The following is a 23,757-nucleotide window of genomic DNA, read 5'->3' as shown; positions in this document are numbered from 1 at the left end:
TTAAAATAAGAGCAAGTTAAAAGGACCTCCGGTGAGCTATTACGCGGCAGAGCAACCCTTCTTCACCGGACAACTCACAGCACATTTTGTCGGGCAATTCCAACCACCTCCCAACGATTTAATGAGCTGGACACTTGCAAGCTGACGACGCGTGCGTATGTCCACTAACGAAAGTTCAGCTTGTAACGCAAGGTTTTCGTACACAATGACATCAAGGTAGTTAGTAATACCCCCCACATAGCGGTCATTAGCCTGCTTTAAAGCACGACTAGCGGCAGCAGTCGCAGCTATTTGACTTTGTTCTTCTTTATCAAGCCAACGAATTGCTGCTAGTCCATCCTCCACTTCTTGAAAAGCAGTAAGCACAGTTTGCCGATATTGAGCAACCGTTTCATAATAGCTTGCTTTTGCTGACTTTAATAATCCTGAGAGATACCCGCCATCATAGAGCAATACTTTTGCGAGAGGTTGAGAAAAAATCGCGTTAGGCGGCCCTAAAGACCAAAATATGCTTGGTTTAGTAAACAAATTAGCTAATGATCGGCTTTCAACACCGCCAACGGCTGTAAGTGTGATGGTAGGAAAAAACGCAGCACAAGCCACACCGATCTCAAAATTGGCAGCCTGCACACGTTGTTCGGCAGCAGCAATATCGGGTCTACGCTCTAAAAGAGTCGAGGGAAGTTCAGGATCCACTGAAACTAACTTCATTTTCCTTACCGCCGAAGGCATAGTAAAGTTGGCAGGGATTTCTCCCACTAAGACAGCAATAGCATGTTCAAGCTGGGCCCGATTTAAACGCATGTCGCTTGCTAAGGTTTTAGCATTCTCGAGTTGGGCTTGAGCTTCATCCACATCAGCAATGGGAGCTGCTCCCCCAGAATAGCGTTTACGGGTTAAATACAAGGCTTTTTCATAAGCGACTACGGTATCATCCAGAACTCGTTGGGCAGCCTCATCGCCCCTCAATCTAAAATAATCGGCAGCCAATTCAGCATGCATGCTCAGCGTTAATGCAGCAAGGTCAGAAGCACTCGCCTCCGCGGTGCTTTCACTCGCAGCGACCGTATTGCGTATGCGTCCCCAAACATCAAGTTCATAGCGCAAATCCCCTCCTACTAATAAGTCGCTGTAGCGCCTATGATTGTTAGGATTGGCCACATGCTTAGAGGTTTGCTGAGTGTTCGCATTCGTAAATCCCGATAACCAAGGCACATAGGCTGAACGCGCAACCTGGACTGCGGCTCGAGCTTCCTGGAAACGGGCAAAAGCGGCTTTTAGATCTTGGTTTGCAACGGTTAACTTATTTTCCAGGTCATTCAAGACTGGATCATCGAAAACTTCCCACCAGTGCTCTGCCTTATTTAATGCAGCTAATCCTAAACCAGGTTTCCAGCCTTTTGTTTCTTTATATTGGACTGGAATTGGCATGGGAGGACGCTGATACTTCGGTGCAAAAGAGCAACCAAGCAGTAAGCTGGTGATGAGGCTAAGTAGACTGAATTTTCTAATGCCGTATCGCAAACGCAATTCGCCTCCGTTGTAGAGTTTGCCAAGAAGTCTATTCATTTTGCCGCTGGCTCTTTAAGCCCATCATTATTATCGGGTGCTAACCTTACTTTCTGACCATCCATGAGCGAATCCGGCGGATTTAACACAATACGCTCTCCTGCTTGTAACCCCGTGCTAACTTCAACTTCATTACCAAAATCCCTACTCACAGTGATTGAGCGCAATTTCACGGTATTATTGCCATCAACCACAGCGACTTGCAAATTCTCAGATCTAAAGAGCAGTGCATTCACAGGAATACGAATCAATTTTTGCGAAAGCGGCATCTTAAAATGCATCTCTGTAAAACCGCCTGGCAAAAGCTCCCCATCAGGATTATCTGCCCAGAATTGCGCAAGCAGGGTAAGGGTTACAGGATTTATTGCGTCTGCTGTTTGGTAAAGTTTCGCAGGGAAACTTTTCCCAGGATGCTCGGAGAAATACAAAGAAACTTCCATATCCGGTTTGATATTTGCCACATAAGTTTGCGGGATTTGCACATAAGCACGTAAGCGATGCGCTTGCACAATATGGAACAAAGGAAATACATTTGTTCCACTTCCTGCGTTAATCAATGAGCCAATATCGATAGAGCGTTGGCTAATCACACCATCAAAGGGCGCAACAACCCTTTCGTAGCTGACAAGATCCCTTAAACGATCCCGGTTGGCTTGGGCTGCTAATTTCAACGCTGCTGTCGCTTGTTGGGTACTGATTTTTTCATCGGTTTCTTGTTTAGATACAGAAGCCGATTTCAGTAAGTTAACCCACCGTTTTGCGGTTATGGCTGCTATATTTTCATTCGCGATGGCAGTATTTAAATCAGCCTCTGCTTGATGCAATTGTGCATTGACCTCAGGGGCTTCGATTTCAGCAAGCAAATCACCTTCTTTAACTCGGCTACCAATATCAACATACCAGTTTTTGATATAACCATTTGTACGGGCATAAATGGTAGCATCGTGCCAAGCTTGGACGGTGGCTGGCAAAATGATTTCTTCTGCTGCAGGACCAGGCTTCGTTACGAGGGTTGCAACAACCAGGGTTGATTGAGTATTGGTATACTTTCGTAATTTTGTATTCGCTTGTATACGCGAAAAAATAATGAACAAAGCAAATAATAAAGCGAGACAAATGACCACAAGAATATTGCGCAAGAGCTTCGATTTCTTTGGCAAGTGACTTTCCTCAGTCATTCTTTTCTCCCAGCTCCTTTTTATGAAGATAATTATGAATAATATAAAAAATGGTGGGAACAAAAAACAAAGTAGCTACGGTGGCAAAAGATAAACCGCCAATGACAGCTCGTCCTAGAGGCGCATTTTGCTCACCTCCTTCACCCATGCCAAGTGCCATAGGCAACATACCGATGATCATGGCCAACGCAGTCATCAACACGGGACGCAATCGTGTTCTGCCTGCTTCAAGTGCAGAACTTAGGGGATCGTTTCCTTCCCTCATGTGTTGTCTTGCAAAGCTAATAACTAAAATACTGTTTGCTGTGGCCACTCCCATACACATGATTGCCCCTGTTAAGGCGGGAACACTTAGCGTGGTATGAGTAAGGAATAACATCCACACAATACCAGCAAGGGCAGCAGGCAAGGCGGTGATAATAATAAACGGGTCAAGCCAGGACTGAAAATTTATCACAATCAGTAAATAAACTAAAACGATAGAAAAGATAAGTCCAATGTATAAACCTGTGAACGCTTTTTCTTTCGTGTCTATTTGTCCCCGAACAACCACCGATGATCCCAGAGGGACATCCTTCTTTGTCTCGTCAAGAATTTTATTAATCGCTTTAGCCACTGTTCCCAGATCAGTATCTTGTACAGAAGCAAAAATATCAATAACAGGCTGAACATTGTAATGAGAAACAACCACCGGAACTGATAACCGTTTATTTTTGCTCAGCGCACCTAAAATCTGTGCCTGCACTCCTGTCGTTGCATTAGTAATGGGAATATTTTTTAGCGCTTGCAGCGAATCCAGGTAATATTGCGGTGCCTGTGTAGCAATCGAATAAGAAACATGATTTTTGGGGTTGACCCAAAAGTTGGGTGTTGTTTGGAAACTACCCGAAAGAGTAATCAACAAATTATTAGCAATATCAAATTGACTAAAACCTAGCTCACGCGCCCGGCTACGATTGGCTTCCACTAAAATATTTGGATAATTAAACGCTTGGCGAAAATGCGCATCGACAACACCAGGAATATGTTTTACCCGGTCTAATAACATCCTTGCGTGACGACGGTTCTCTTTTTCTTTCCAGCCGATTATCTGAATGTCGATCACGGAAGGCAAGCCAAAATTGAGGATTTGGTTCACGATATCCGCGGGCAAAAAGGAGAAAGTTACACCTGGAAATTTTTCCTGTAATTGCGGTCTTAGTTCGCGGATATAATCTTTTACTGGTTTATGGTTTTCCTTGAGAGAAATCAAAATATCAGCATCACTGGCACCATTAGTCGCTGAGTTGCTGTATGACAAGTTGATCCCGCTGGTTGGCAAACCAATGTTAGCAACAATACTGCTTAACTCATTTTTTGGAATAGCTTTACGGATTAATGCATCAATTTCCCCTGCTAAACGTGCAGTTTCCTCAACACGCGTACCTGTAGGAGCCTGAAAATGCAATTTAATTTGCCCGGCATCCACATCAGGAAAGAAATTGGATCCAAGCCAAGGGGCCAAAAGGATAAGTGAAACTAAAATGAATCCAAGAAAAGCAATCACAAATAATTTACTATGGCTTAAGGCTTTTTCCAGTAAAGAATGGTAACCATGACGGAACTGTTCAAACCGCTTTTCGAAACCTTGGTGAATACGTACAAGTGGATTGCGGATGCCGCTTTGCGATTCTTCAGGCTCATGTCGCTTAAGTAAGTATTTAGCTAATGTTGCAACAAGAGTACGTGACAAAATGTAAGACGCAAGCATTGCAAAAATAACAGCCTCAGCCAGTGGCGCGAATAAATATTGGGCAACCCCCCCAAGGTAAAACATCGGCACAAAAACAATACATATCGAGATTGTGGAAACCAAAGCAGGAATTGCGATTTGCTTCGCACCATCAAGTATTGCCGTATCCACATCCTTGCCCTGCTCCAAATTCCAATTGATGTTTTCAATAGCCACTGTGGCATCATCAACCAAAATACCCACCGCAAGCGCTAAGCCACCGAGAGTCATGATGTTAATCGTTTCACCTAAAGCAGATAAAACTGCAAGCGAAGCAAGAATCGATAATGGGATAGATAGGGTGATAATAAAAGTACTGCGCAAACTGCCTAGGAAGATGAGAATCATTAATCCAGTCAAACAGGCTGCGATAACCCCCTCACGAATGACCCCTTTAATTGCAGCAGTCACAAAGATGGACTGGTCGCCGAGCACTGATAGTTTTAATGCAGGCGGCATCATATCGCGCAACAAAGGAATGAGTGCTTTTACCCGATTCACTATATCTAAAGTTGACGCCTCACCTGTTTTAATCACTGACATCATTACTGCCCGCTGCCCATTCACAGTGACTACGTTCGTTTGGGGTGGAAATCCATCGCGAACATGAGCCACATCGCGAACATAAAGCACGCCGCCTGGAATTGCCTTTACAGGAAAATTATTCATTTCATCAACAGACTTAGGACTTGCATTCAAGGTCACATAATACTCATACAATCCTATTTTTTGTGTTCCTGCAGGCAAAATTAGGTTTTGTGCATTAATTGCCTGATTAATATCCTGCGCAGAAACGCCGTAGGTTTGCATTTTTTTAAGATTCAAATCAACTTGCACCTGCCTTAATTTACCCCCATAGGGGAAAGGCAGCGCAGCCCCCTGCACTGTAGCAAGTTGAGTGCGGATAAAATTATTCCCTAAATCATTCAGATCTTGCTCAGGTAGCGTTTTACTCGATAACACCAATTGCAAAACAGGAACCGAAGATGCGTTATAGCTTAAAATTTGTGGTGGCGTGGTTCCGGGCGGCATCATCTTTAGCAGCGTTTGACCAATCGCAGTGACTTCACTCAGAGCGTTTGCAATCTTGACACCGGGGTGGAAAAATAATTTCGTCACACTCACTCCAAGCAGTGACGAGGATTCTATGTGTTCAATATCGTTGACTGTGGTTGTTACCGCTCGTTCAAAAACACTGGTTAAACGATCAGCCATATCTTGTGGAGGCATTCCAGTATAAGTCCACAGTACGCTGACCACCGGGATATCTATATTAGGAAAAATGTCGGTGGGAGTCCGTAATATCGCTAACGGGCCAATAATTAACAGCATTAAGGCCAACACGATGAAAGTATAAGGCCTAGATAAAGCAACCCATACAAGCCACATAGCAATCCATGCAATGAAATAATAATAACAACTTAGGAACAGCTAAGCTTATCATTATACTCAGCAAATTTACAATAAACTCGTTAAATCATGTTCGTGCCGCCAAGGGTGGCGCCGCAAATAATCCACTGCCTGCATTTCTTGCAACCGGCTTAAAGTGCGCTTAAATTCCTCTTTCACCTCCCCCTGAACATACAAACTGTCTAAAGGTACAGCTGCCGAAATAATTAATCTTATGCCGCGATCGTATAGCACATCGACAAGATGGATTAACAAAAGCGCAAACACTGTATCTTTTTCACCTAGTTGGGGAATTCCGCTGACAAACACCGTATCAAAACGCTCAGCTATTTCTAAATAATCCAGATTACTGCGCGGCAAATTGCAAATCACTTTAAAATCGAACCATATTTCCTGTTTGCCACATTTGATAAACGGGATACCGCGATTTTGAATTTGCAATACACCATTCTCTTGCACAATTTTCGCTAATTGCTCGAACTGCGCAGCTAAAATTGCATCGTTCTTTTCGTTTAAGGGGCATAAATAGGTCTCAATCAAAGGTTCTCTGCCAAGACGATAATCCCTTTGATGACTTAAGCTAATCACTTCACACCGATTTTGGATTAACTTGATTGCCGGAAGAAACCGCTTACGTTGGACCCCGTTTAGATATAAATCTTCCGGCCGAGTGTTCGCAGTCACGACCAAAATGACCCCGTTCGACAATAAGGCCTTTAAAAATTCGGCTAAGATCATCGCATAAGCCACATCGTGAACAAGGAATTCATCAAAACAGAGCAAACGAATACTTTTGCCAATATCTGCAGCAATGTGGCGTAAAGGATCTTTTTGCCCTTGCCGCAATCGTAATTGTGAATCAATTTGTTGCATGAAGTGGTGGAAATGAAACCGAGCCTTCTGTTGTTCGGAAGCATATTGATAAAACAAATCCATCAAATACGTTTTCCCTACACCTACTGGGCCATGTAAATAAATTCCCTTTATTTTTTCTTTTCGCCAAGGAAGCCAAGACTTAGGCCGAGCTAAATCATCAACAAGTCGCTGCATAGACAGTAAAATCTGCCGCTGTGCCGGATCATCAGCAATATCGCCGCGCGCAACAGCAGCCTCATAGTGCTCTATCAAAATCATCGTTTGACAACCTGTGCTAAAATCGATTTAACGAGTTGCTCTTTAAGTTCAATCAACTTGCCATGGAAAAAATGGCTTGTTTCCGCAAAACGATGCGTCGGTAAAGGAGGGGAAATTTCGTTTGCAAAATCAAGGACAAGCGATAAAGGCACAACTTCATCCTCGTCCCCCTGCATAATTAGCCAGGGATGAGGAGGAGTAAATTCGCGGTAATTATAGTGGTGCACCGGAGGAGCAATTGTGATTAAAAGCTTAGAGTCTGCATGGGCTGCGGCGCGATACGCAACATAGGATCCAAATGAAAACCCAGCAAAAATAAATTGGGCTGTCGGTATTTCCTCCTGGCAAAGGTGCATTAACGCCAACATGTCTTCGCTTTCTCCTTGGCCTGCATCATATACTCCCTCTGACAGGCCAACTCCGCGAAAATTAAACCGTAAACTGGGAATCGCCAATTCCTTACACGCACGCGCCATAGTCGTGACGACCTTATTATTCATTGTGCCGCCTTGCAATGAATGCGGGTGTCCAAGTAAGGCAATACAATTCGTCATTGCATTTGCCGGCATGGTTATAACCCCTTCGAGCTGGCCAATTAAACCCGAAAAAACAAAAGGATGGTCTCCTGGGGTGTTTAATTTATCAATCAGAATCATAAAAATGCCTAATTCACAAAAAATGGAAATCATAACCCATCTTGCATTTTCATGCGCGTCATTTATGATCGCAGTCAGCAATTACAGGGTTTTCTTGGTAATTGTAGCGCATCGACTTATTCATAAGCGGTGACCCTTTAATATAATCCCTACGGAGGACTTGATCCATGAGACAGGTACCTGTTTTTTTATGCTCCCCTGCCTTTCATCTGCCATTTTCAAATTTAAGGAGGTCAGCATGAAAGTCCATGATTTCAAACGAAAAAAGCAGCAAAAATCGAAAATAAGCATGCTGACTTGCTATGATTATCCCTCTGCCCGCATCATCGCTGAATCAAATATTGATTGTGTCCTCGTTGGCGATTCAGTAGCTATGGCAGTGCATGGTCACGAAACGACGATCATGGCAACGATAGACATGATGGAACTACATACCCAAGCTGTGGCGCGTGGTTTGGAAAACCATTTTTTAATTGCGGATCTTCCCTTTTTAGGCCACCGCGCATCGTTATCGGAGACCATTGCTAATGTAAAGCGTCTTCTGCAAGCAGGAGCGCATGCGGTAAAAATAGAAGGGGGCGACCCAAATACTTGTCAAACCATTTCCTACCTTGTTGCGGCTGGCGTACCAGTTATCGGACACATTGGTTTAACGCCACAATCCGTCCATCAATTAGGCGGTTATAAAGTGCAAGGAAAAGAGCAAGAACAAGCTGCGCTTTTGATGCAACAGGCCAAAAATTTGGAGGCCTCAGGATGTTTTGCTTTGGTCATTGAGTGTGTACCTCAACAATTGGCAAAGGCAATTACCGATTCTTTAGCAATTCCCACTATCGGTATTGGTGCGGGAGTCGATACAGATGGGCAGGTATTGGTTTGGCATGATCTCTTAGGCTTACAAACAGAGTTCAAACCCAAATTTGTAAAACATTATTCGCAAACTAAAGAAATAGTGCTAGCAGCAATCAACGCTTATGCATACGAAGTGCACCAAGCCGAGTTCCCAACTGCAGAGCAAGCATTCTAGGTAAACCCAATCCACTGAGTAGGTTGGGTCGCGAACCTAATCTACTCCTTCACAATTACCATACGATTCATCAGGAGTTTTTATGCAAGTTTTTCATGATGTTAACGAATGGATAGCCTTTCGTCAGTCTATTTCACCGAATTCATCAATTGGCTTTGCTCCCACTATGGGGAATTTGCATGCAGGCCATCGTTCATTGTTTAGTATCTCTAAGCAAGAGAATGATTATACGGTTACTAGTCTCTTTATCAATCCAACCCAGTTTAATCAGCGCGAGGATTTCGCTAATTATCCTCGGACGCTCACCGGGGATCTGGAACTTCTTAAGTTAGCAGGTGTCGATTTTTGTATACTCCCCAGCGAACAAGCCATGTATGCAGACGGTTATCGCTACCAATTACAAGAAAGTAAACTTTGCCAACTTATGGAGGGAAAACAAAGGCCTGGGCATTTTACCGGTGTTCTTACCATAGTGATGAAATTACTTAACCTTGTAAGACCAAATCGAGCTTATTTTGGCGAAAAAGATTATCAACAGTACTTGTTAATTCGTGATATGGTTAAAGCTTTTTTTATGACTACCGAAATCAAAGCCTGCCCTACAATTCGCGAAGCGAGTGGCCTAGCTTACAGTTCTCGGAACAATCGCCTTTCCCCTGCCCAGCGTGTTGAGGCAGAAAAATTTGCTGGAATTTTTCATCAAGGAAAATCCTGCGAACAGATTAGCGAAGAACTTAAAAACCATGATATTACCGTTGAATACGTCGAAGAATATGAAGGCCGACGCTTCGCTGCAGTAAGAATCGGTGATATTCGTTTGATCGATAACTACGACTTAAATTCTGTATTTTAAGTTTATATTCCGCATTCGAAGTCTTGAGATTTCGGGAATAGGAGAATTAACTCTTTACTGATTTAGCATACGTAGCAATCGCCGCAGCAATCACTGCGGCCTTGTGTTGGGGAAGGGATTTGTTCGAGTAGCGTAGCCACTCGGGATGTGTATCAACTAAACCAGTATGCAGCTTACCTTGCTGGAATTCCTCTGATTTTAGCATCTCGAGATAATACGGAATTGTTGTTTTCACTCCAAACAACCTCATTTCTTCAAGTGCTCTGCGGGCGCGGCAAATTGCTGTAGGCCAATCTAAACTCCAAACAGTAAGCTTAGCGCATAAAGAATCAAAATCTGGAGGAATTACATAGCCTGTATAAATTGCACTATCCGTTCGAACCCCTGGACCTCCTGAGGGGTAATACCGAGTAATCCGACCAAAACTCGGGAGAAAATCATTTTGAGGATCTTCTGCATTGATACGGAATTCAATAGCGAAACCCCGCTGAGAAATTTGTTTTTGCGTCATGGCCAGTTTTTCCCCTGCAGCAATGCGGATTTGTTGCTGCACGATATCAATGCCCGTAATTTGCTCAGTAACAGGATGCTCAACCTGTAAGCGCGTATTCATCTCTAAAAAATAAATCCGGTTATCCTCATCTAATATAAATTCAACCGTACCGGCATTTGTATAACCCGTCGCTTTGGCTGCTTTGATAGCATAGGTGTAAAGTAACTGTCGAGTAGCACCATCCATCTGCGGGGAGGGAGCTATTTCCACTAATTTTTGATGACGGCGTTGGATCGAACAATCTCGTTCGAATAAATGTAAAACGTTACCGTAATTATCTGCCAGTATTTGCACCTCAATATGACGGGGATGATTGATGTATTTCTCCATGAACACCTGGGCTACCCCGAAGGCTTTATTCGCTTCAGACTGGGCACGTGCATATTGTTGGCGTATCTGGTTAGCATTCTGGCAAAACCTAATCCCACGCCCGCCCCCACCGAAAGTTGCCTTCAACATCACAGGATACCCTAAATGTTCTGCACAAGCGATTGCTTCATCCACCGAGCTTAAACTTTTGTCACTCCCTGGAATAACGGGAATCCCAGCCCGCTCCATCGTTTGTCTTGCGGCTACTTTCGAACCCATCATTGCAATAACCGTAGGAGATGGGCCAATAAACACAAGTCCAGCGTTCTCACAAGCTTCTGCAAAATCTGGATTTTCGGATAAAAAACCATAACCAGGATGAATCGCCTCACAGCCAGCTGCCTTAGCACATTCGATAATTCGATGGCCATTTAAATAAGCTTCCAGAGGGCTTGCGCTTAAACAATGTGCATGAGAGGCACGTTTCACATGCAAAGCAAAGCGATCGATTTCACTGTAAATCGTTACAGCGGCAATTCCCATTTCTTTACATGCGCGCACAATACGCAGAGCAATTTCCCCGCGATTGCTCACTAGAATCTTCTTAAACATTTGGCACCTAGCTATTGTTCTGATCCAGAGAACCCACCACCACTGCAAAGTTTGATTCTATTCTTGATGGCAGTGAATCACTTTTCAAAGTGCATCGTCTTCTAGTATAGCAAGCGATTTGATTGGGATTAGCGATACCTCACCAAGCCATTATGGTTTGACTATAATAATTTATAAGCCCTAAAGAAAGCTATTTTTAACCTGGAGGCTAATTCATTAATGGACCTAAATTCTCTCAAGAAAGTAGCCTTCTTTTCTAAGCATAAAGACGGAAATTCATCCTTAGCCAACAAGATTCTTGCCGACCAAATTCGATTGTTTTATAAGCAAAATTCCTTTGGAATAATTATCCATTTTTTGGCGGCAATTTTTCTTGCAGTATCGTTATGGAACGTGAGTGCAAATTATCTAGTCATATCGTGGCTTTTTTATATGTTTCTGGTCTATACATCCTGGTATGTCATTACCCATTATTACCGACAAAATCAGAATTTAGCGACCAAGTACATTTGGTTCTGGTTACTCGCATTTTTTGCCTTTATTGCTGGTGTAGGATGGGGGTTTGCCGGTTCAGTATTAGTTCCTGCGAACAATCTTCTGCATCAAACTTTTGTGCTAATTATTATCTTTGCCATTACAGCCGGCTCAATTCCATTTTTCTCCCCAATTACATTCATTTATGCGCTGTTTCTTTTCCCCACTATCATCCCATTTGTTGCTTGGTTATTTTTCCAAGGCGGCGTTTATATTCTTCTAGGATTATGTGGACTAATCTATATACCCATCATTTTTGCCTGTTGTTATTTCGTTAATAAATTTCTGATTAATACATTGACGTTACGTTATAAAAATATCAACCTTGACACCCTTAATCAACTACTCGAAGAGCGTGTCAGTAACCGTGCAAACGAATTAGAGAGAGCGCTGGCGATTACTAAATCGACACTAGAGTCAACCGCAGACGGCATTTTAGTTATTGATCTTAAAGGTCATGTGGAATACTACAATCAAAAATTTTTGGATATGTGGCAAATCCCTCAAATCTTTATTACAAATCCAAATTTACAATTTTTTATTAGTGAGGCCTTAAAACAAATAAAGAGCCCAAATGAATTCCTGAAAATTTTAGAAGAAAATACAAGCAGTCCATCCCATGAGATTTTTGATGAAATCATTATTGACGAAAATAGGGTTTTTGAATGGTACTCTAAGCCTCACTGGATGCGTAATATAATTGTTGGTAGAACATGGAGTTTCCGTGATATTACGTTAAGAAAACAAATGGAACGGCAGTTGGCTTTTCAAGCCACGCATGATCTTCTCACTGGATTACCAAATCGAACTTTATTATTCGATCGAATTAATCAAGGAATTGCTTATGCCAAACGCTATCAAACCAAATTATTTTTGCTATTCCTTGATATCGATAACTTTAAATTAATTAATGATAATCTTGGTCATAACATAGGTGATATTTTATTAAAGGAAGTCGCCAAGCGATTAACCCAAAATACACGCGAAAGTGATACAGTAGCACGCTTTGGCGGCGATGAATTTATTATCTTATTTATCACGAATAAATACAGTGATGTAATAAAATTAACCCAAAAAATGCTCGATACAGTCACAAGGCCTATGCAGCTTTCGCATCAGGAAATAGTCGTGACCGCAAGCATCGGTGTGAGCCTTTATCCCAAAGATGGCACAGACGCAGCAAATTTACTTAAAAATGCAGACATTGCAATGTACCTTGCTAAAAACCAGGGGCGCAATAACTACAGACTTTATGATCAATCAATGAAGAGACACACTGAAAAAAGCCTGGCAATGCAAATTGAGCTGCGTAACGCCTTAGCCAATAATGAATTTTTCTTGCTTTATCAGCCAATCATTGACTTAAAAAGCGGACAAATTGTTGGTGTTGAAGCGTTAGTTCGCTGGAAACATCCCAGAAAAGGAGTTATACATCCCCTGCAATTCATTCCTATCGCTGAAGAATCGAGAATTATTGTGCCTTTAGGGGAATGGATTTTTCGCAACGCCTGCTTGCAAAATAAAGATTGGCAAAATAGGGGACTTAAACAAATTTATGTGGCTATTAACGTATCTGGAGTTCAATTGACGCGAGAGAATTTTGTCGATCAAATTGAACTTGCTTTAGATGAGTCAAAACTCGATCCCAAATACGTGGAAATCGAATTAACAGAAACTACTATTATGGATAATCGGAAACAAAATTTACAAACCCTGCAACAATTAAACAAAATTGGCATTAATTTAGCTATTGATGATTTTGGTACAGGTTATTCAAGTCTAAATTATTTACGAGCATTTCCTATCTCAAAGCTTAAAATTGATCAATCATTTGTACAAAATTGCATCCACGATTATAGTGATGCTTCTCTTGTCGAAGCAATTATTGCAATGGGGCATGGCCTAAAACTTAAGGTACTTGCTGAGGGTATTGAAACGGTTGAACAACTACGCTTACTAAACCAATGTGCTTGCGACGAGGGACAAGGTTTCTTATACGGCCAACCGATGAGCGCAAAAGCCTTTGCTAAACTTTTAAGTAGTAATTTGCAATATGACCACGAGAATTAGAATCTGTTGATAATTGGTTTTGCGAAGCGAAAAGCGCTTATTGCAGCTTTGAAATATTAATTATAAGTAGCCCCTAATATTCCTCTTCTACCCCCGGGCAAATGTCTCTTTCGCCAAAGTTAGGCGCTTTTCCACTTCACCTAATTCAACCTTCAGTTGCAAGACGGCTTCGATATTACCTTTAATCTGTAGCTGCAGCAGTGCTTTTGCCATTGCTTCTCGCTGTGCTGTTAATCGATTAATCTCTTGTTCTAAGGATTGTAGCCATTGTTGACGGGTGCTTATGCTGTTTAAACCGAAACTTGGTTTTTCTTCAGTTTTTGGCTTATTTTCCTGCAATTGGCACAAAGTCACTAAGATATTAATTTTTTGCCTGATTCGATACGCGAGATAGTACGCACTCGATGCCGTTCTTTTCTCAGATAATGCTTGGATATCGGCTTTGATTTCGTTAATGCAGGTTGCAGCATTCATTTCTAAGCGTGGGCGAAATACACCTTTAGGAAGCGATGACGGCGAAAGTGCAACTTTGAGAGTGCTTATTTTCCATTCCAGCTCGGGTAACCGCGAAGACAATTCTCGCAATAAGGCCTCATTATCCATATCTGAACTAGTGCTTTAAGCAGGCTCAGATTCTAATTGCCGTTGCTGTTGCAAAGCCAATACCCTCGATTGACGCCAAGAACAAATAAAAGGAGGCAAGCACATCAAAATAAGCCCCACAACCAGAGTGGCTTCATAACGGCTGATGCTACCCACATTAATGCCTTCCGGGGGCATAAAGCTCACACCCAAAGTGGTTAATGCGCCCACAACGCCAATACCACCAACAAGCAGCATACCAAATATTCCCCCAGGAATACGGAACGCCCTCGGTTGATCAGGTGCGCTGAACCGCAATTTAATTGCAGCCGCAAACATAAGCAGATACATCAACATGTACAACTGGGCAGCTAAGGCTGTTAATAACCAATACGACCCGTTGACTGTGGGCATAAAGAGAAATAGGGCGGATAAAATCGTTACAATAATCGCCTGAGTAAGCAGCATCATCACCGGCGCACCTTGGCGGTTAGCACGTTGGAACAACTCCGGTAAATTACCATCTTCTGCGGCAACTAATAATCCTTTTGTCGGCGCAATAATCCAATTACTTACACCGCCGAGCCCCCCTAGTACTAACATCACCGCAACGATTGGCATAAACCAAACTAAGTTGTATTTGGAGAAAAAGGCATCAAAGGCCTGCATGATGCCTGCAACCAAATTAATGTCTTGTTGGGGCAGAACCACTGCAATAGCAAGTGAGCCCAAAACTAAGGTACTTAAGATAATTAACACCGAGTAAACAAGTGCACGTGGAAAAGCGCGCTGGGGATTGTCCACATCGTTGGCGTGTACCGTGGCGATTTCAATACCACAAAAAGACATCATGATGGCAGTAAGCGAAACCCAAAGTGATCTGTCTTGCCAATGTGGGCTAATACTTTGTGAGTCAAATTGCACTTGCAAAGGATTACCACCAAGCACCCAAGCAGCCCCTAAGCCAATAATTAGAGCCATGGGCAATAATAAACCTGACAGTGCACAGATGTTGCTGAATAAAGCTGAAGAACGCATGCCTCGCAAATTGACCAGGGTAGCCCCCCAAAAAGAACTCACAATGACCGTCCAAAGAAACCAAGGGTTGGATGCCATGGATGGATTGATAAGATAACCCACAGTTCCTGCGACGAAGGATAAAATCGTTGGATACCAGATGACGTTTTCTATCCATTGCAACCATATTGCGAGAAACCCTGTTTGTTTTCCGAAGGCTTCTTTAACCCAAATATAAATTCCACCTTGTTTTGGCCAACCTGAAGCAAGTTCGGCTGAGACTAGCGCTGTAGGAATTAAGAAAAACAATGCCCCTAAAATGAAGAAGGAAATTAACTGGCTGCCAAACAAAGCTGTGGCAGGCAAATTACGAATACTATCCACCGAGCCTACAGTAATCATTGTTAAGCTAAAAATGGTCAATGCGTGCTTGTTAGAATTCATTGCATTCCTTCTTTTGCTGTTGCAAATACTGCATACGTCCCTTTATACAGGACTTATATTTTACAGGGCGATCAGTAAGTTGGGCTAAGGCCAAGCCAGCGCTGTAAACTGTATTGTACTGGGACAAGCTTAAGGTAACCTTAATAATCGTGTAAAAAATAATCAAAACTGCCTTACTGTACTCGAGTCTGATTAGTTTGTAAATCACAAGTTTCGAAATAGAGAAACACAATGAGGCCCTTCTGTCTATAAAAAGAATTCCTCATTGTGTTCGCAGAGGTAATGCTAATTCAATTTAACTTCCAATGCATCCTGGAAAACTTCGGCCAGTTCACTACGGTTATAACTCTCACCCTCTCTCACATCGAGTTGGCGTGCATAAAAACGACCAGCATAATAGTAGGCATCAAGCCCATACCCATTTTCGGATGAAGTGCTTGGTTGCGGGCGTTCAATATAGCCTCTTCTTTCTCTAAGGTTATAATGTTTTTTGCCATGATGCTCACTTATGAGGGCATGAGTCTCTTGATCAGTCTTAAGAGTATCGATAAGCTGCCCATAGCTTCCAGAGCAATCCTGTACGTCTTCTATGACTGTTTGCGCAAAAGCCAGTTTTTCCTCAGAGAGATCCTTTTTGCGGAATATCGCGGTGATTATTTTCTGCAGCCAGCTGGTCCTGGAGAGAATATAATCCAAGAAAGGTTGATAGAGTTTTTGTTTAACTTCACGAGAAACTTCGCCTCTTGCTACCATTGATTCTTGGCCGTACTCTCTCTTTAAATGAGCAATAAAACGGACTGTTTTATCATTTAGGATTTTTGCACCTTCCCAGCGATCTATTGCCTCTTCAACAGTACCCTCAGTTTGAGTTAATAATGTCTGTTTTAACCCTTCTAAAGCAGGAATGTCCGCTCTCGCTGGGTTGAACCAGTTCCAAATTGAATTTAACTGTTTTAGACGTTGATTAATTTCATCGATTGCAGCAAAAACGGGGTCTTCTATAACAAAAAGCTCTTTTAACCCGTGGCCAAGCTGTTGTGCAAAAGCTTCCTCTTTCGCCTCTCCCGCTTCATTTGCTTGCCTTAAAGCAGAATCGTAGAGTCTATAAGCAACAAAAGCATCATATTCCTCTCTCTTCTGGTGAAGATGCGCTTTTTTATAAGCATCTAAAAAAGGGATATTATTTTCCACTTTCTTACCAGCGCGATAACCTTCTTTTGCCAGCTCAATCATTTTAGCAAAATCTTTTCTCGATAAATGGGCCATTTTGTTTTCCTTGCAATCTAGAACAATTAAATCAGGAGGGCATATTTTACCTCAAAAGCTACAAAAAAACCTAACTATTTATTATTTGCTATTTTTGCAATAATTTTAATCATTTTTGTGCGTCTTTATTTGCTTTTTTTTTTTTACTTTTTATGAGTACATTACCGCCCAATTTAAGCGGCAATTGACTCTTACCGCATTTGGATATAGTTTGTTTCGACAATGATAATAATTAAGATTCAAGCCTTAAACAGGCATTAAAAGTGGTGCCAAATAAATTTCACTCATCACTATGGCAACGTATATTCAATGAATAATCTTCTCTTTCATGTCTTCATCTTTCTTGCCGCCGCTTGCATTATTGTACCTATTGCCAGTCGTTTCAAACTTGGCTCGGTCTTGGGCTACCTCATCGTTGGGATACTCATCGGACCGTTTGGCTTTAAATTGATTGGCAATGCTGAGCAAATCATGAGTTTTGCTGAATTCGGTGTCATCATGATGCTCTTTCTCATTGGCCTAGAACTTGAACCAGAAACATTATGGCGATTGCGCAAAGCGATAGTCGGCTTAGGAAGCCTGCAAGTCCTTTTCACCACAGCAATTCTCACAATTTTTGGCATCCTTTTAGGTTATGATTGGCGCGTGAGTATAGCAATCAGCATGGCCTTATCTTTATCCTCAACTGCCCTCGTTTTACAGATGCTGCAAGAAAAAAATTTAATGCGCACGACAACAGGCGAAACCGCCTTTGCGGTGCTATTATTTCAAGACATTGCGGTGATTCCCATTCTCATCATTATGCCCTTACTGGTAGCCAAAGGAATTACTCCGGTACACCAAAGCGGCTTGCTTGATGCCCTCCCAAGCTGGATTCAGGCAGGAATTATTGCTGGTGTCATTGGCACTGTGATTATAGTAGGCCATTATTTATCCCATTATTTTTTCTACATGATTGCCCAAACCAATTTACGCGAAGTATTTACCGCGACATCTTTGGCTCTCATTGTCGGCATCACCTTGCTCATGGAAGCCATCAGCATTTCACCTGGACTCGGTGCGTTTATTGCCGGGGTAGTGCTTGCCAATTCAGAATACAAGCGCACTTTAGAAACTGATATTGAACCTTTTAAAGGGTTATTGCTCGGATTGTTTTTTATCTCCGTTGGCATGAGAATGGACTTTAGCATTCTCGCCCAAAACCCAAGTTACCTATTAAGCATTGTCTTCTTCCTGATTTCAATTAAAGCAATAGTCCTTTTATTGCTGGGCCGTTTTTTTAGATTAACCCGGCTACAAACAATAGGCATCGCCCTTTCTCTCTCCCAGGGAAGCGAGTTCGCTTTTGTTTTATTCCAATTTGCTCATACTTCCAGAGTAATCAGCGAGGAGACTGCGAATTTTTTTATTCTGACAATTGCCTTATCCATGGCTGCGACTCCTGTTCTGCTATTAATTTACACTCGCTTTATCATTCCGCGATTTATGAGCAGTTTGCCTCCTCGATATGATTCAATCAATGAGCAAAATTCAGTTATTCTTGCAGGTTACGGCCGTTTTGGTCAGATCATTGGCCGCTTTCTTACTGCCCAAGGAATTAAATTAACCATCTTAGAAAATGACCCAGAGCAAATCGAATTATTGCGCAAATTTGGCTATAAAGGGTATTTTGGTGATGCCTCACGTTTAGATTTGCTTAAAAATGCTGGCGCGGATAAAGCCAAACTGCTTATTGTCGCCGTGGACGACGCAGACACCAGTTTAGAGATAGTAAAGCTCGCGAAGGAAGAATTTCCTCATCTCACTATCTATTCTCGTGCGCGCAACAGGCGTCATGCTTATGAGCTGCATAAAGCAGGGGTTGATTATTTTAAACGCGAAACGTTCGATTCATCATTGGCAATGGCGCAAGAGGTCATGAAATTTTTAGGACATAATCCCGAAACCATGCGCAGAAAAGCAAATGCTTTTAAACAACATGATGAATTAGCTTTAGTTAAATCGTTCGATTTTTTTGAAAAAGAACATGAGCTTATCAGTTTTTCCCGACAATCGGCGGGCGAACTTGAACGTATACTGCAAGAAGATCGTGATTCTTCGATCAAAACAAGGAAGCAATAGTAAAATAGGTGTATTAGGATAAGCTGGATGGGGTTTGAAAGCGTGTAGCTACAACCCCATCTTATTCACTAAGGCATTTTGATTAAGCATTATCCTGTTTATTATACCGCTCGACGCTCGATATGATTTCCTGATGAGCCGCTTCTGGACCTTCCCAGCCGTTTAATTTTACCCATTTTCCTTCTTCTAAGTCTTTATAATGTTGGAAGAAATGTTCGATTGTCAGCAGCAAATGGCGAGGTAAATCTTGATAAGTCTTAACTGAGTCAAACATTTTAGTCAACTTGCTCGTGGGAACAGCCAATAATTTTGCATCAACACCAGCCTCATCAGTCATCTTAAGCATGCCAACCGGACGGCAAGGAATTACACCCCCACTGATCATAGGGACTGGAGTAATAACCAAAACATCAACTGGATCTCCATCCTCCGATAGGGTATGGGGAATGTAGCCGTAGTTTGCAGGATAAAACATTGCTGTTGACATGAACCGATCAACAAATAACGCTCCAGTTTCTTTATCAACTTCGTACTTTACCGGCGCCCCATTCATGGGGATTTCAATGATAACATTAACTTCGTTTGGAACATTACGACCGCTTTTAATCTCCATTAAGCCCATTGTTATATCTCTCAGTTTAAAAAGACTCGCTATTATGCGCAAAATGAGAATAAAAGGCAAAATCTAACCTATTTTTTATTGTTGGGCTTTGAATTTCAAATAAGGTCTGTTGTCAACTCTTTTGTCAGGGTATAATCGCCAGTTTAGCTAAAAACCTTCAGGACGATCATGAGCTGCTTATTTTGCAAAATTGTTTCAGGGGAAATTCCAGCTACCGTGGTATTTGAGGATCCAGAAATAATCGTGATTCGAGATATAAGACCACAAGCGCCAACCCATTTATTGGTACTCCCTAAGCAACATATTGCTACAATTAATGATACAGACAGTAAGGATGAACAACTTTTAGGGCGAATGATCCTCACTGGCAAAAAAATGGCTAAAGCCGAACAGATCAGTGAGAATGGGTATCGTCTGGTTTTTAACATTAATTCCGGTGGCGGGCAGGAAGTTTACCACATTCATTTACATGTATTAGGTGGACGTCAAATGACATGGCCCCCTGGTTAGGACAAGAGACATGCAAGAACTATACAAACAAATTCTAGAAGCAATTGGTGAAGATGTTGAACGGGAAGGCCTAAGAGGCACTCCTGATCGCGCAGCGAATGCGTTTCGCTATCTTACAAAGGGCTATCACGAAAATCTTGATGAAATAATAAATGATGCCTTGTTTGACTCCGATATGAGCGAAATGGTCATTGTCAAAGAGATTGAAATGTATTCCATGTGTGAACATCATTTGCTCCCTTTTTTAGGTAAGTGCCATGTCGGCTATATGCCGAATGGCAAAGTTTTAGGCTTGTCTAAAGTAGCACGAATTGTCGACTATTTTGCACGTCGCTTGCAAATTCAAGAGCGATTAACCATAGAAATAGCTGATTGCATTTCATCGATTACTAATGCCCGTGGCGTAGCGGTAGTCATTGAAGCAAAGCATCTTTGCATGATGATGCGTGGTATTGAAAAACAAAATTCAGTGATGACCACTTCTGTCATGCTCGGTGAAATGCGAGACAATTCAGCCAGTCGATCTGAGTTTTTGCGCTTAATTTCTAAAAGTTAAAATTAGTGAGGAAGCAGGATGCTTCTTCCTAGCCCATCAAACGAACTCACATATAGTTAAATTAATTTAAATCCATTTTGATCAATTTATCTCATTGTTTTCTATACTGATAATAAATCACCTCATTTCAATTTGAGAATTTATCTTTACAAGGAGGTTGCAAATGCAAAAGTTAAGCATTGCTGCACTATCTTTTGTTTTGATTGGATGTACAACGGCCGGCACTGGAAATCAGGCGTTTCCTGGCCCGACCGTTTCTCCAGTTTTGTTCGATAAACCATATGGCTCCTCTGCTCCTTTAAGCAAACCAAAGGTAGTTTTTACCGATCAAAATGAAAAACCCTTGGATATGAAAGACATTAATGCCATCAATGCCGCAATTGCTGCTGAGCGAGGCCAGGATTGGGCTCCTCAGGAAGATGTCATGCAGCAACTCATGACAGACGAAATCTAACCGTTTCTACTAATTCGGTGGCTATCAAATTAATCATCCTTAACTTGTAAGCCATCGGAACATTTAAATTCCGCAAGCATCATTAACAAAGGATTGCATGAACACAATCTAAATAATGCATTTTCGTCTCACCAGTTAGGGTTGCTTGGATATAGCGCAGCCGTAACCCAGGATTCAATCTTTGATTTCCTCAGGTTAGGCTGCACCTACAATCAGCTAACTCGCTACTCAGCATTATTAGGATGAGATGAAATTACTCTTCTGAAGTAGATTGAGGTTGCGCATCCTCTGAATTTGCATCAAGTTCTGCTGAACTCTCAACTTCCTCTTGGACAACTGGCGTTTCCACTTGAGCCGCTTGCGGTTTATCCTTCCATTCCAGTTTTACTCTTCCTTGCTTATCGATACCAGCGACATATACTTCAATCTCTTGACCTTCGCTCAGCACTGCTTCAACTTTTTGAGAGCGATCAGAACAAATTTGTGAGATATGCAAAAGGCCGTCTTTGCCCGGTAGCAAGTTTATAAAGGCGCCAAAGTCCACAATTTTACTTACCTTGCCTTTATAAGTTTGCCCAACCTCAATTTCTGCAATTAATGCTTTAATTTGTCGCTGCGCCTCTTCCAAAGCTTCTGCATCGGGAGAAAATAATTGCACTACACCACTGTCATCAATGTCAATGGCAACACCGGTACTTTCAATTAGCCCTTTAATTGTAGAGCCGCCTTTGCCAATGATGGTTCGAATCTTGTCCTCAGCAACCTTCATTGTAGCAATTCGGGGGGCATGCTTAGATAATTCCTCGCGATGTTCGGACAGAGCACTGTTCATTACTCCCAGAATATGGGTTCGACCTGCTAGAGCTTGATCCAGTGCCTGCTCCATAATTTCTTTGGTGATTCCTTTGATTTTAATATCCATTTGCAAGGCTGTGACCCCTTTTTCAGTGCCTGCTACTTTAAAATCCATGTCACCTAAATGATCTTCGTCACCGAGTATATCAGTCAAAACAGCAAACCGATCCCCCTCTTTAATCAACCCCATCGCCACACCAGCAACTGGCGCTTTAAGAGGAACACCTGCGTCCATTAGTGCTAAGCTGGTTCCGCAAACTGTAGCCATTGAACTTGAGCCATTAGACTCAGTAATTTCTGATACAACTCGGAGGACGTAAGGGAACTCGCTTGCTGAAGGCAATACTGCCATTAAGCTGCGTTTGGCTAAACGGCCATGGCCAATTTCCCGTCGTTTCGGGCTACCTACCATACCAATCTCACCAACTGAGAAAGGTGGGAAGTTGTAATGCAACATAAATCGATCTTTAGATTCCCCGGTAAGGCTGTCTAATAGTTGCGCATCACGCTCGTTGCCTAAGGTTGCGGCCACAATAGCCTGTGTTTCGCCGCGTGTGAACAATGCCGACCCATGAGTTCTTTCCAAGAATTTTGTCCGAATTGCAATTGGACGGACTGTTTTTTGATCACGTCCATCGATCCGTGGTTCGCCATCAAGAATGCGGTTACGCACTATTGATTTTTCCAGAGAGCTAAGGACTTCAGCAATTTGATCCTCTTTAAGTTCTTCACGCTCGGCAATTAGTGTATCAACAGTTTGCTGCCTAATTTCGCCAAGCCTTTGATAGCGTTGTGTTTTATCTTTTATCAAATAAGCTTCGGTAACTTTATCAGTCGCCAACTCCATCACGCGAGCTGTGAGTGCTGTGTCAATCGGTGGAGGCGTCCAATCCCAAGGTGTTTTACCAGCTTCTGCTGCCAGCTGGTTAATCGTTTTAATAACACCTTTCATCATTTCATGGCCATACAAAACCGCCCCAAGCATAATTTCTTCGCTTAATTCACGGGCTTCTGATTCAACCATGAGAATCGCATCTTCGGTACCGGCAACAACTAAGTCAAGCTCAGAATCAACCATTGCTTTAAAGCCAGGGTTCAACAGATAGATTCCGTCTTTGTAGCCAACCCGTACAGCTCCAATAGGACCATGGAAAGGAACTCCTGAAATGGCTAACGCGGCAGAGGCACCAATCATAGACAGAATATCAGGTTGCACTTCTGGGTTTAATGACATGACAGTCGCAATAATTTGCACTTCATTATGAAAGCCGTCGGGAAATAGCGGTCTCAATGGTCTGTCCATTAAACGGGAAATTAAAGTTTCCTGTTCGCTTGGACGCCCTTCCCGCTTGTTGAATCCTCCAGGAATTTTACCTGCTGCATATGATTTTTCCTGATAATTCACTGTCAGAGGGAAGAAGTCATTGCTCTCAGCACCTTCCTTCTTGGCAACAACAGTAACTAGTACTTGTGTACCTGCCATACTCACAAAAACAGCACCATCTGCTTGTCTTGCTATTTCGCCAGTTTCGAGCACAAGGGTGTGTTCGCCGAATCGTATTTCTTTAGTGATTTTAGCCACGTAAGTCACCTCTTTAAATTGAATCCCTAAATCGCAGGACAATCTTGCTAAGGAGCTGAAGTGCATCTTAAA

General features: G+C 42.3%; 18 protein-coding genes. 7 read left to right on the top strand and 11 right to left on the bottom strand.

Going from position 1 to position 23,757, the window contains the following annotated elements; translation table 11 throughout:
- Positions 1-39: 39 nt before the first annotated feature.
- The 5 genes from LMI_RS01275 to LMI_RS01255 form a co-directional block, all read right to left on the bottom strand.
- A complete protein-coding gene (locus LMI_RS01275; protein WP_082050680.1) occupies positions 40-1,569 on the bottom strand; it encodes an efflux transporter outer membrane subunit in 1,530 nt (509 codons plus the stop codon).
- On the bottom strand, positions 1,566-2,747 hold the full coding sequence (locus LMI_RS01270; RefSeq protein ID WP_045098189.1) for an efflux RND transporter periplasmic adaptor subunit: 1,182 nt from the start codon (positions 2,745-2,747) through the stop codon (positions 1,566-1,568). The genes LMI_RS01275 and LMI_RS01270 overlap by 4 nt, the downstream gene beginning before the upstream one ends.
- Positions 2,740-5,907, bottom strand: a complete 3,168-nt coding sequence (locus tag LMI_RS01265; protein ID WP_045098188.1) for an efflux RND transporter permease subunit — start codon at positions 5,905-5,907, stop codon at positions 2,740-2,742. The genes LMI_RS01270 and LMI_RS01265 overlap by 8 nt, the downstream gene beginning before the upstream one ends.
- A 69-nt stretch (positions 5,908-5,976) precedes the next feature.
- Positions 5,977-7,062 (bottom strand): cell division protein ZapE, encoded by a 1,086-nt coding sequence (zapE, locus tag LMI_RS01260; protein WP_045098187.1) that lies wholly within the window; start codon positions 7,060-7,062, stop codon positions 5,977-5,979.
- Positions 7,059-7,718: an alpha/beta hydrolase gene (locus tag LMI_RS01255; protein ID WP_045100491.1), complete on the bottom strand. Its 660-nt coding sequence runs from the start codon at positions 7,716-7,718 to the stop codon at positions 7,059-7,061. The genes zapE and LMI_RS01255 overlap by 4 nt, the downstream gene beginning before the upstream one ends.
- A 238-nt stretch (positions 7,719-7,956) precedes the next feature.
- Between LMI_RS01255 and panB the strand changes: the two genes are divergently transcribed.
- Positions 7,957-8,745, top strand: coding sequence for a 3-methyl-2-oxobutanoate hydroxymethyltransferase (panB, locus tag LMI_RS01250; protein WP_045098186.1), 789 nt, complete (start codon positions 7,957-7,959; stop codon positions 8,743-8,745).
- An 82-nt stretch (positions 8,746-8,827) separates the two neighbouring features.
- Positions 8,828-9,598 carry a pantoate--beta-alanine ligase gene (gene panC, locus LMI_RS01245; RefSeq protein WP_045098185.1) on the top strand — a complete coding sequence of 257 codons (771 nt, stop codon included), beginning with the start codon at positions 8,828-8,830 and terminating at the stop codon, positions 9,596-9,598.
- 46 nt (positions 9,599-9,644) lie between these two features.
- Here panC and LMI_RS01240 read toward each other — a convergent pair whose 3' ends face one another.
- On the bottom strand, positions 9,645-11,072 hold the full coding sequence (locus LMI_RS01240; protein ID WP_045098184.1) for an acetyl-CoA carboxylase biotin carboxylase subunit: 1,428 nt from the start codon (positions 11,070-11,072) through the stop codon (positions 9,645-9,647).
- A gap of 219 nt (positions 11,073-11,291) precedes the next feature.
- Between LMI_RS01240 and LMI_RS01235 the strand changes: the two genes are divergently transcribed.
- The gene (locus LMI_RS01235; protein WP_045098183.1) at positions 11,292-13,676 is read left to right on the top strand and encodes a putative bifunctional diguanylate cyclase/phosphodiesterase; all 2,385 of its coding nucleotides are present in this window, start codon (positions 11,292-11,294) and stop codon (positions 13,674-13,676) included.
- An 87-nt stretch (positions 13,677-13,763) separates the two neighbouring features.
- Here the strand turns inward: LMI_RS01235 and LMI_RS01230 are convergent, their stop codons facing one another.
- The 3 genes from LMI_RS01230 to LMI_RS01220 form a co-directional block, all read right to left on the bottom strand.
- Positions 13,764-14,279: a hypothetical protein gene (locus tag LMI_RS01230; protein WP_045098182.1), complete on the bottom strand. Its 516-nt coding sequence runs from the start codon at positions 14,277-14,279 to the stop codon at positions 13,764-13,766.
- A gap of 15 nt (positions 14,280-14,294) precedes the next feature.
- Entirely contained in the window at positions 14,295-15,719 is a 1,425-nt protein-coding gene (locus LMI_RS01225; RefSeq protein WP_045098181.1) for an APC family permease, read from the bottom strand.
- Positions 15,720-16,004: 285 nt separating this feature from the next.
- Positions 16,005-16,985, bottom strand: coding sequence for a hypothetical protein (locus LMI_RS01220; RefSeq protein WP_045098180.1), 981 nt, complete (start codon positions 16,983-16,985; stop codon positions 16,005-16,007).
- A gap of 309 nt (positions 16,986-17,294) precedes the next feature.
- On the opposite strand from LMI_RS01220, the gene LMI_RS01215 reads away from it, so the two are divergent.
- On the top strand, positions 17,295-19,106 hold the full coding sequence (locus tag LMI_RS01215; protein ID WP_045098179.1) for a monovalent cation:proton antiporter-2 (CPA2) family protein: 1,812 nt from the start codon (positions 17,295-17,297) through the stop codon (positions 19,104-19,106).
- Between the two features lie 82 nt (positions 19,107-19,188).
- On the opposite strand, the gene ppa is transcribed toward LMI_RS01215, so the two are convergent.
- Positions 19,189-19,728, bottom strand: a complete 540-nt coding sequence (ppa, locus tag LMI_RS01210) for an inorganic diphosphatase (RefSeq protein ID WP_045098178.1) — start codon at positions 19,726-19,728, stop codon at positions 19,189-19,191.
- Positions 19,729-19,896: 168 nt separating this feature from the next.
- On the opposite strand from ppa, the gene LMI_RS01205 reads away from it, so the two are divergent.
- From LMI_RS01205 to LMI_RS01195, 3 genes are all read left to right on the top strand, one after another.
- Positions 19,897-20,238 carry a histidine triad nucleotide-binding protein gene (locus LMI_RS01205; protein ID WP_045098177.1) on the top strand — a complete coding sequence of 114 codons (342 nt, stop codon included), beginning with the start codon at positions 19,897-19,899 and terminating at the stop codon, positions 20,236-20,238.
- 10 nt (positions 20,239-20,248) lie between these two features.
- A complete protein-coding gene (folE, locus tag LMI_RS01200; protein WP_045098176.1) occupies positions 20,249-20,794 on the top strand; it encodes a GTP cyclohydrolase I FolE in 546 nt (181 codons plus the stop codon).
- 163 nt (positions 20,795-20,957) lie between these two features.
- Entirely contained in the window at positions 20,958-21,248 is a 291-nt protein-coding gene (locus tag LMI_RS01195) for a hypothetical protein (RefSeq protein ID WP_045098175.1), read from the top strand.
- A 253-nt stretch (positions 21,249-21,501) separates the two neighbouring features.
- Here the strand turns inward: LMI_RS01195 and pnp are convergent, their stop codons facing one another.
- Entirely contained in the window at positions 21,502-23,685 is a 2,184-nt protein-coding gene (gene pnp / locus LMI_RS01190) for a polyribonucleotide nucleotidyltransferase (RefSeq protein WP_045098174.1), read from the bottom strand.
- Between the last annotated feature and the right edge of the window lie 72 nt (positions 23,686-23,757).

The organism is Legionella micdadei (assembly GCF_000953635.1).
Classification (GTDB): Bacteria; Pseudomonadota; Gammaproteobacteria; order Legionellales; family Legionellaceae; genus Tatlockia; species Tatlockia micdadei.
Note: the sequence above shows the minus strand (reverse complement) of the source record. Positions and strands in the feature narration are given on the sequence as shown.

Coding starts and splice junctions, on each gene's coding strand:
- panB (WP_045098186.1), top strand. CDS start 7,957: ATGAAAGTCCATGATTTCAAACGAAAAAAGCAGCAAAAATCGAAAATA.
- LMI_RS01230 (WP_045098182.1), bottom strand. CDS start 14,279: ATGGATAATGAGGCCTTATTGCGAGAATTGTCTTCGCGGTTACCCGAG.
- LMI_RS01195 (WP_045098175.1), top strand. CDS start 20,958: ATGCAAAAGTTAAGCATTGCTGCACTATCTTTTGTTTTGATTGGATGT.
- LMI_RS01235 (WP_045098183.1), top strand. CDS start 11,292: ATGGACCTAAATTCTCTCAAGAAAGTAGCCTTCTTTTCTAAGCATAAA.
- zapE (WP_045098187.1), bottom strand. CDS start 7,062: ATGATTTTGATAGAGCACTATGAGGCTGCTGTTGCGCGCGGCGATATT.
- folE (WP_045098176.1), top strand. CDS start 20,249: ATGCAAGAACTATACAAACAAATTCTAGAAGCAATTGGTGAAGATGTT.
- LMI_RS01220 (WP_045098180.1), bottom strand. CDS start 16,985: ATGGCCCATTTATCGAGAAAAGATTTTGCTAAAATGATTGAGCTGGCA.
- LMI_RS01255 (WP_045100491.1), bottom strand. CDS start 7,718: ATGATTCTGATTGATAAATTAAACACCCCAGGAGACCATCCTTTTGTT.
- panC (WP_045098185.1), top strand. CDS start 8,828: ATGCAAGTTTTTCATGATGTTAACGAATGGATAGCCTTTCGTCAGTCT.
- LMI_RS01265 (WP_045098188.1), bottom strand. CDS start 5,907: ATGTGGCTTGTATGGGTTGCTTTATCTAGGCCTTATACTTTCATCGTG.
- LMI_RS01275 (WP_082050680.1), bottom strand. CDS start 1,569: ATGAATAGACTTCTTGGCAAACTCTACAACGGAGGCGAATTGCGTTTG.
- LMI_RS01215 (WP_045098179.1), top strand. CDS start 17,295: ATGAATAATCTTCTCTTTCATGTCTTCATCTTTCTTGCCGCCGCTTGC.
- LMI_RS01225 (WP_045098181.1), bottom strand. CDS start 15,719: ATGAATTCTAACAAGCACGCATTGACCATTTTTAGCTTAACAATGATT.
- LMI_RS01270 (WP_045098189.1), bottom strand. CDS start 2,747: ATGACTGAGGAAAGTCACTTGCCAAAGAAATCGAAGCTCTTGCGCAAT.
- LMI_RS01240 (WP_045098184.1), bottom strand. CDS start 11,072: ATGTTTAAGAAGATTCTAGTGAGCAATCGCGGGGAAATTGCTCTGCGT.
- ppa (WP_045098178.1), bottom strand. CDS start 19,728: ATGGGCTTAATGGAGATTAAAAGCGGTCGTAATGTTCCAAACGAAGTT.
- LMI_RS01205 (WP_045098177.1), top strand. CDS start 19,897: ATGAGCTGCTTATTTTGCAAAATTGTTTCAGGGGAAATTCCAGCTACC.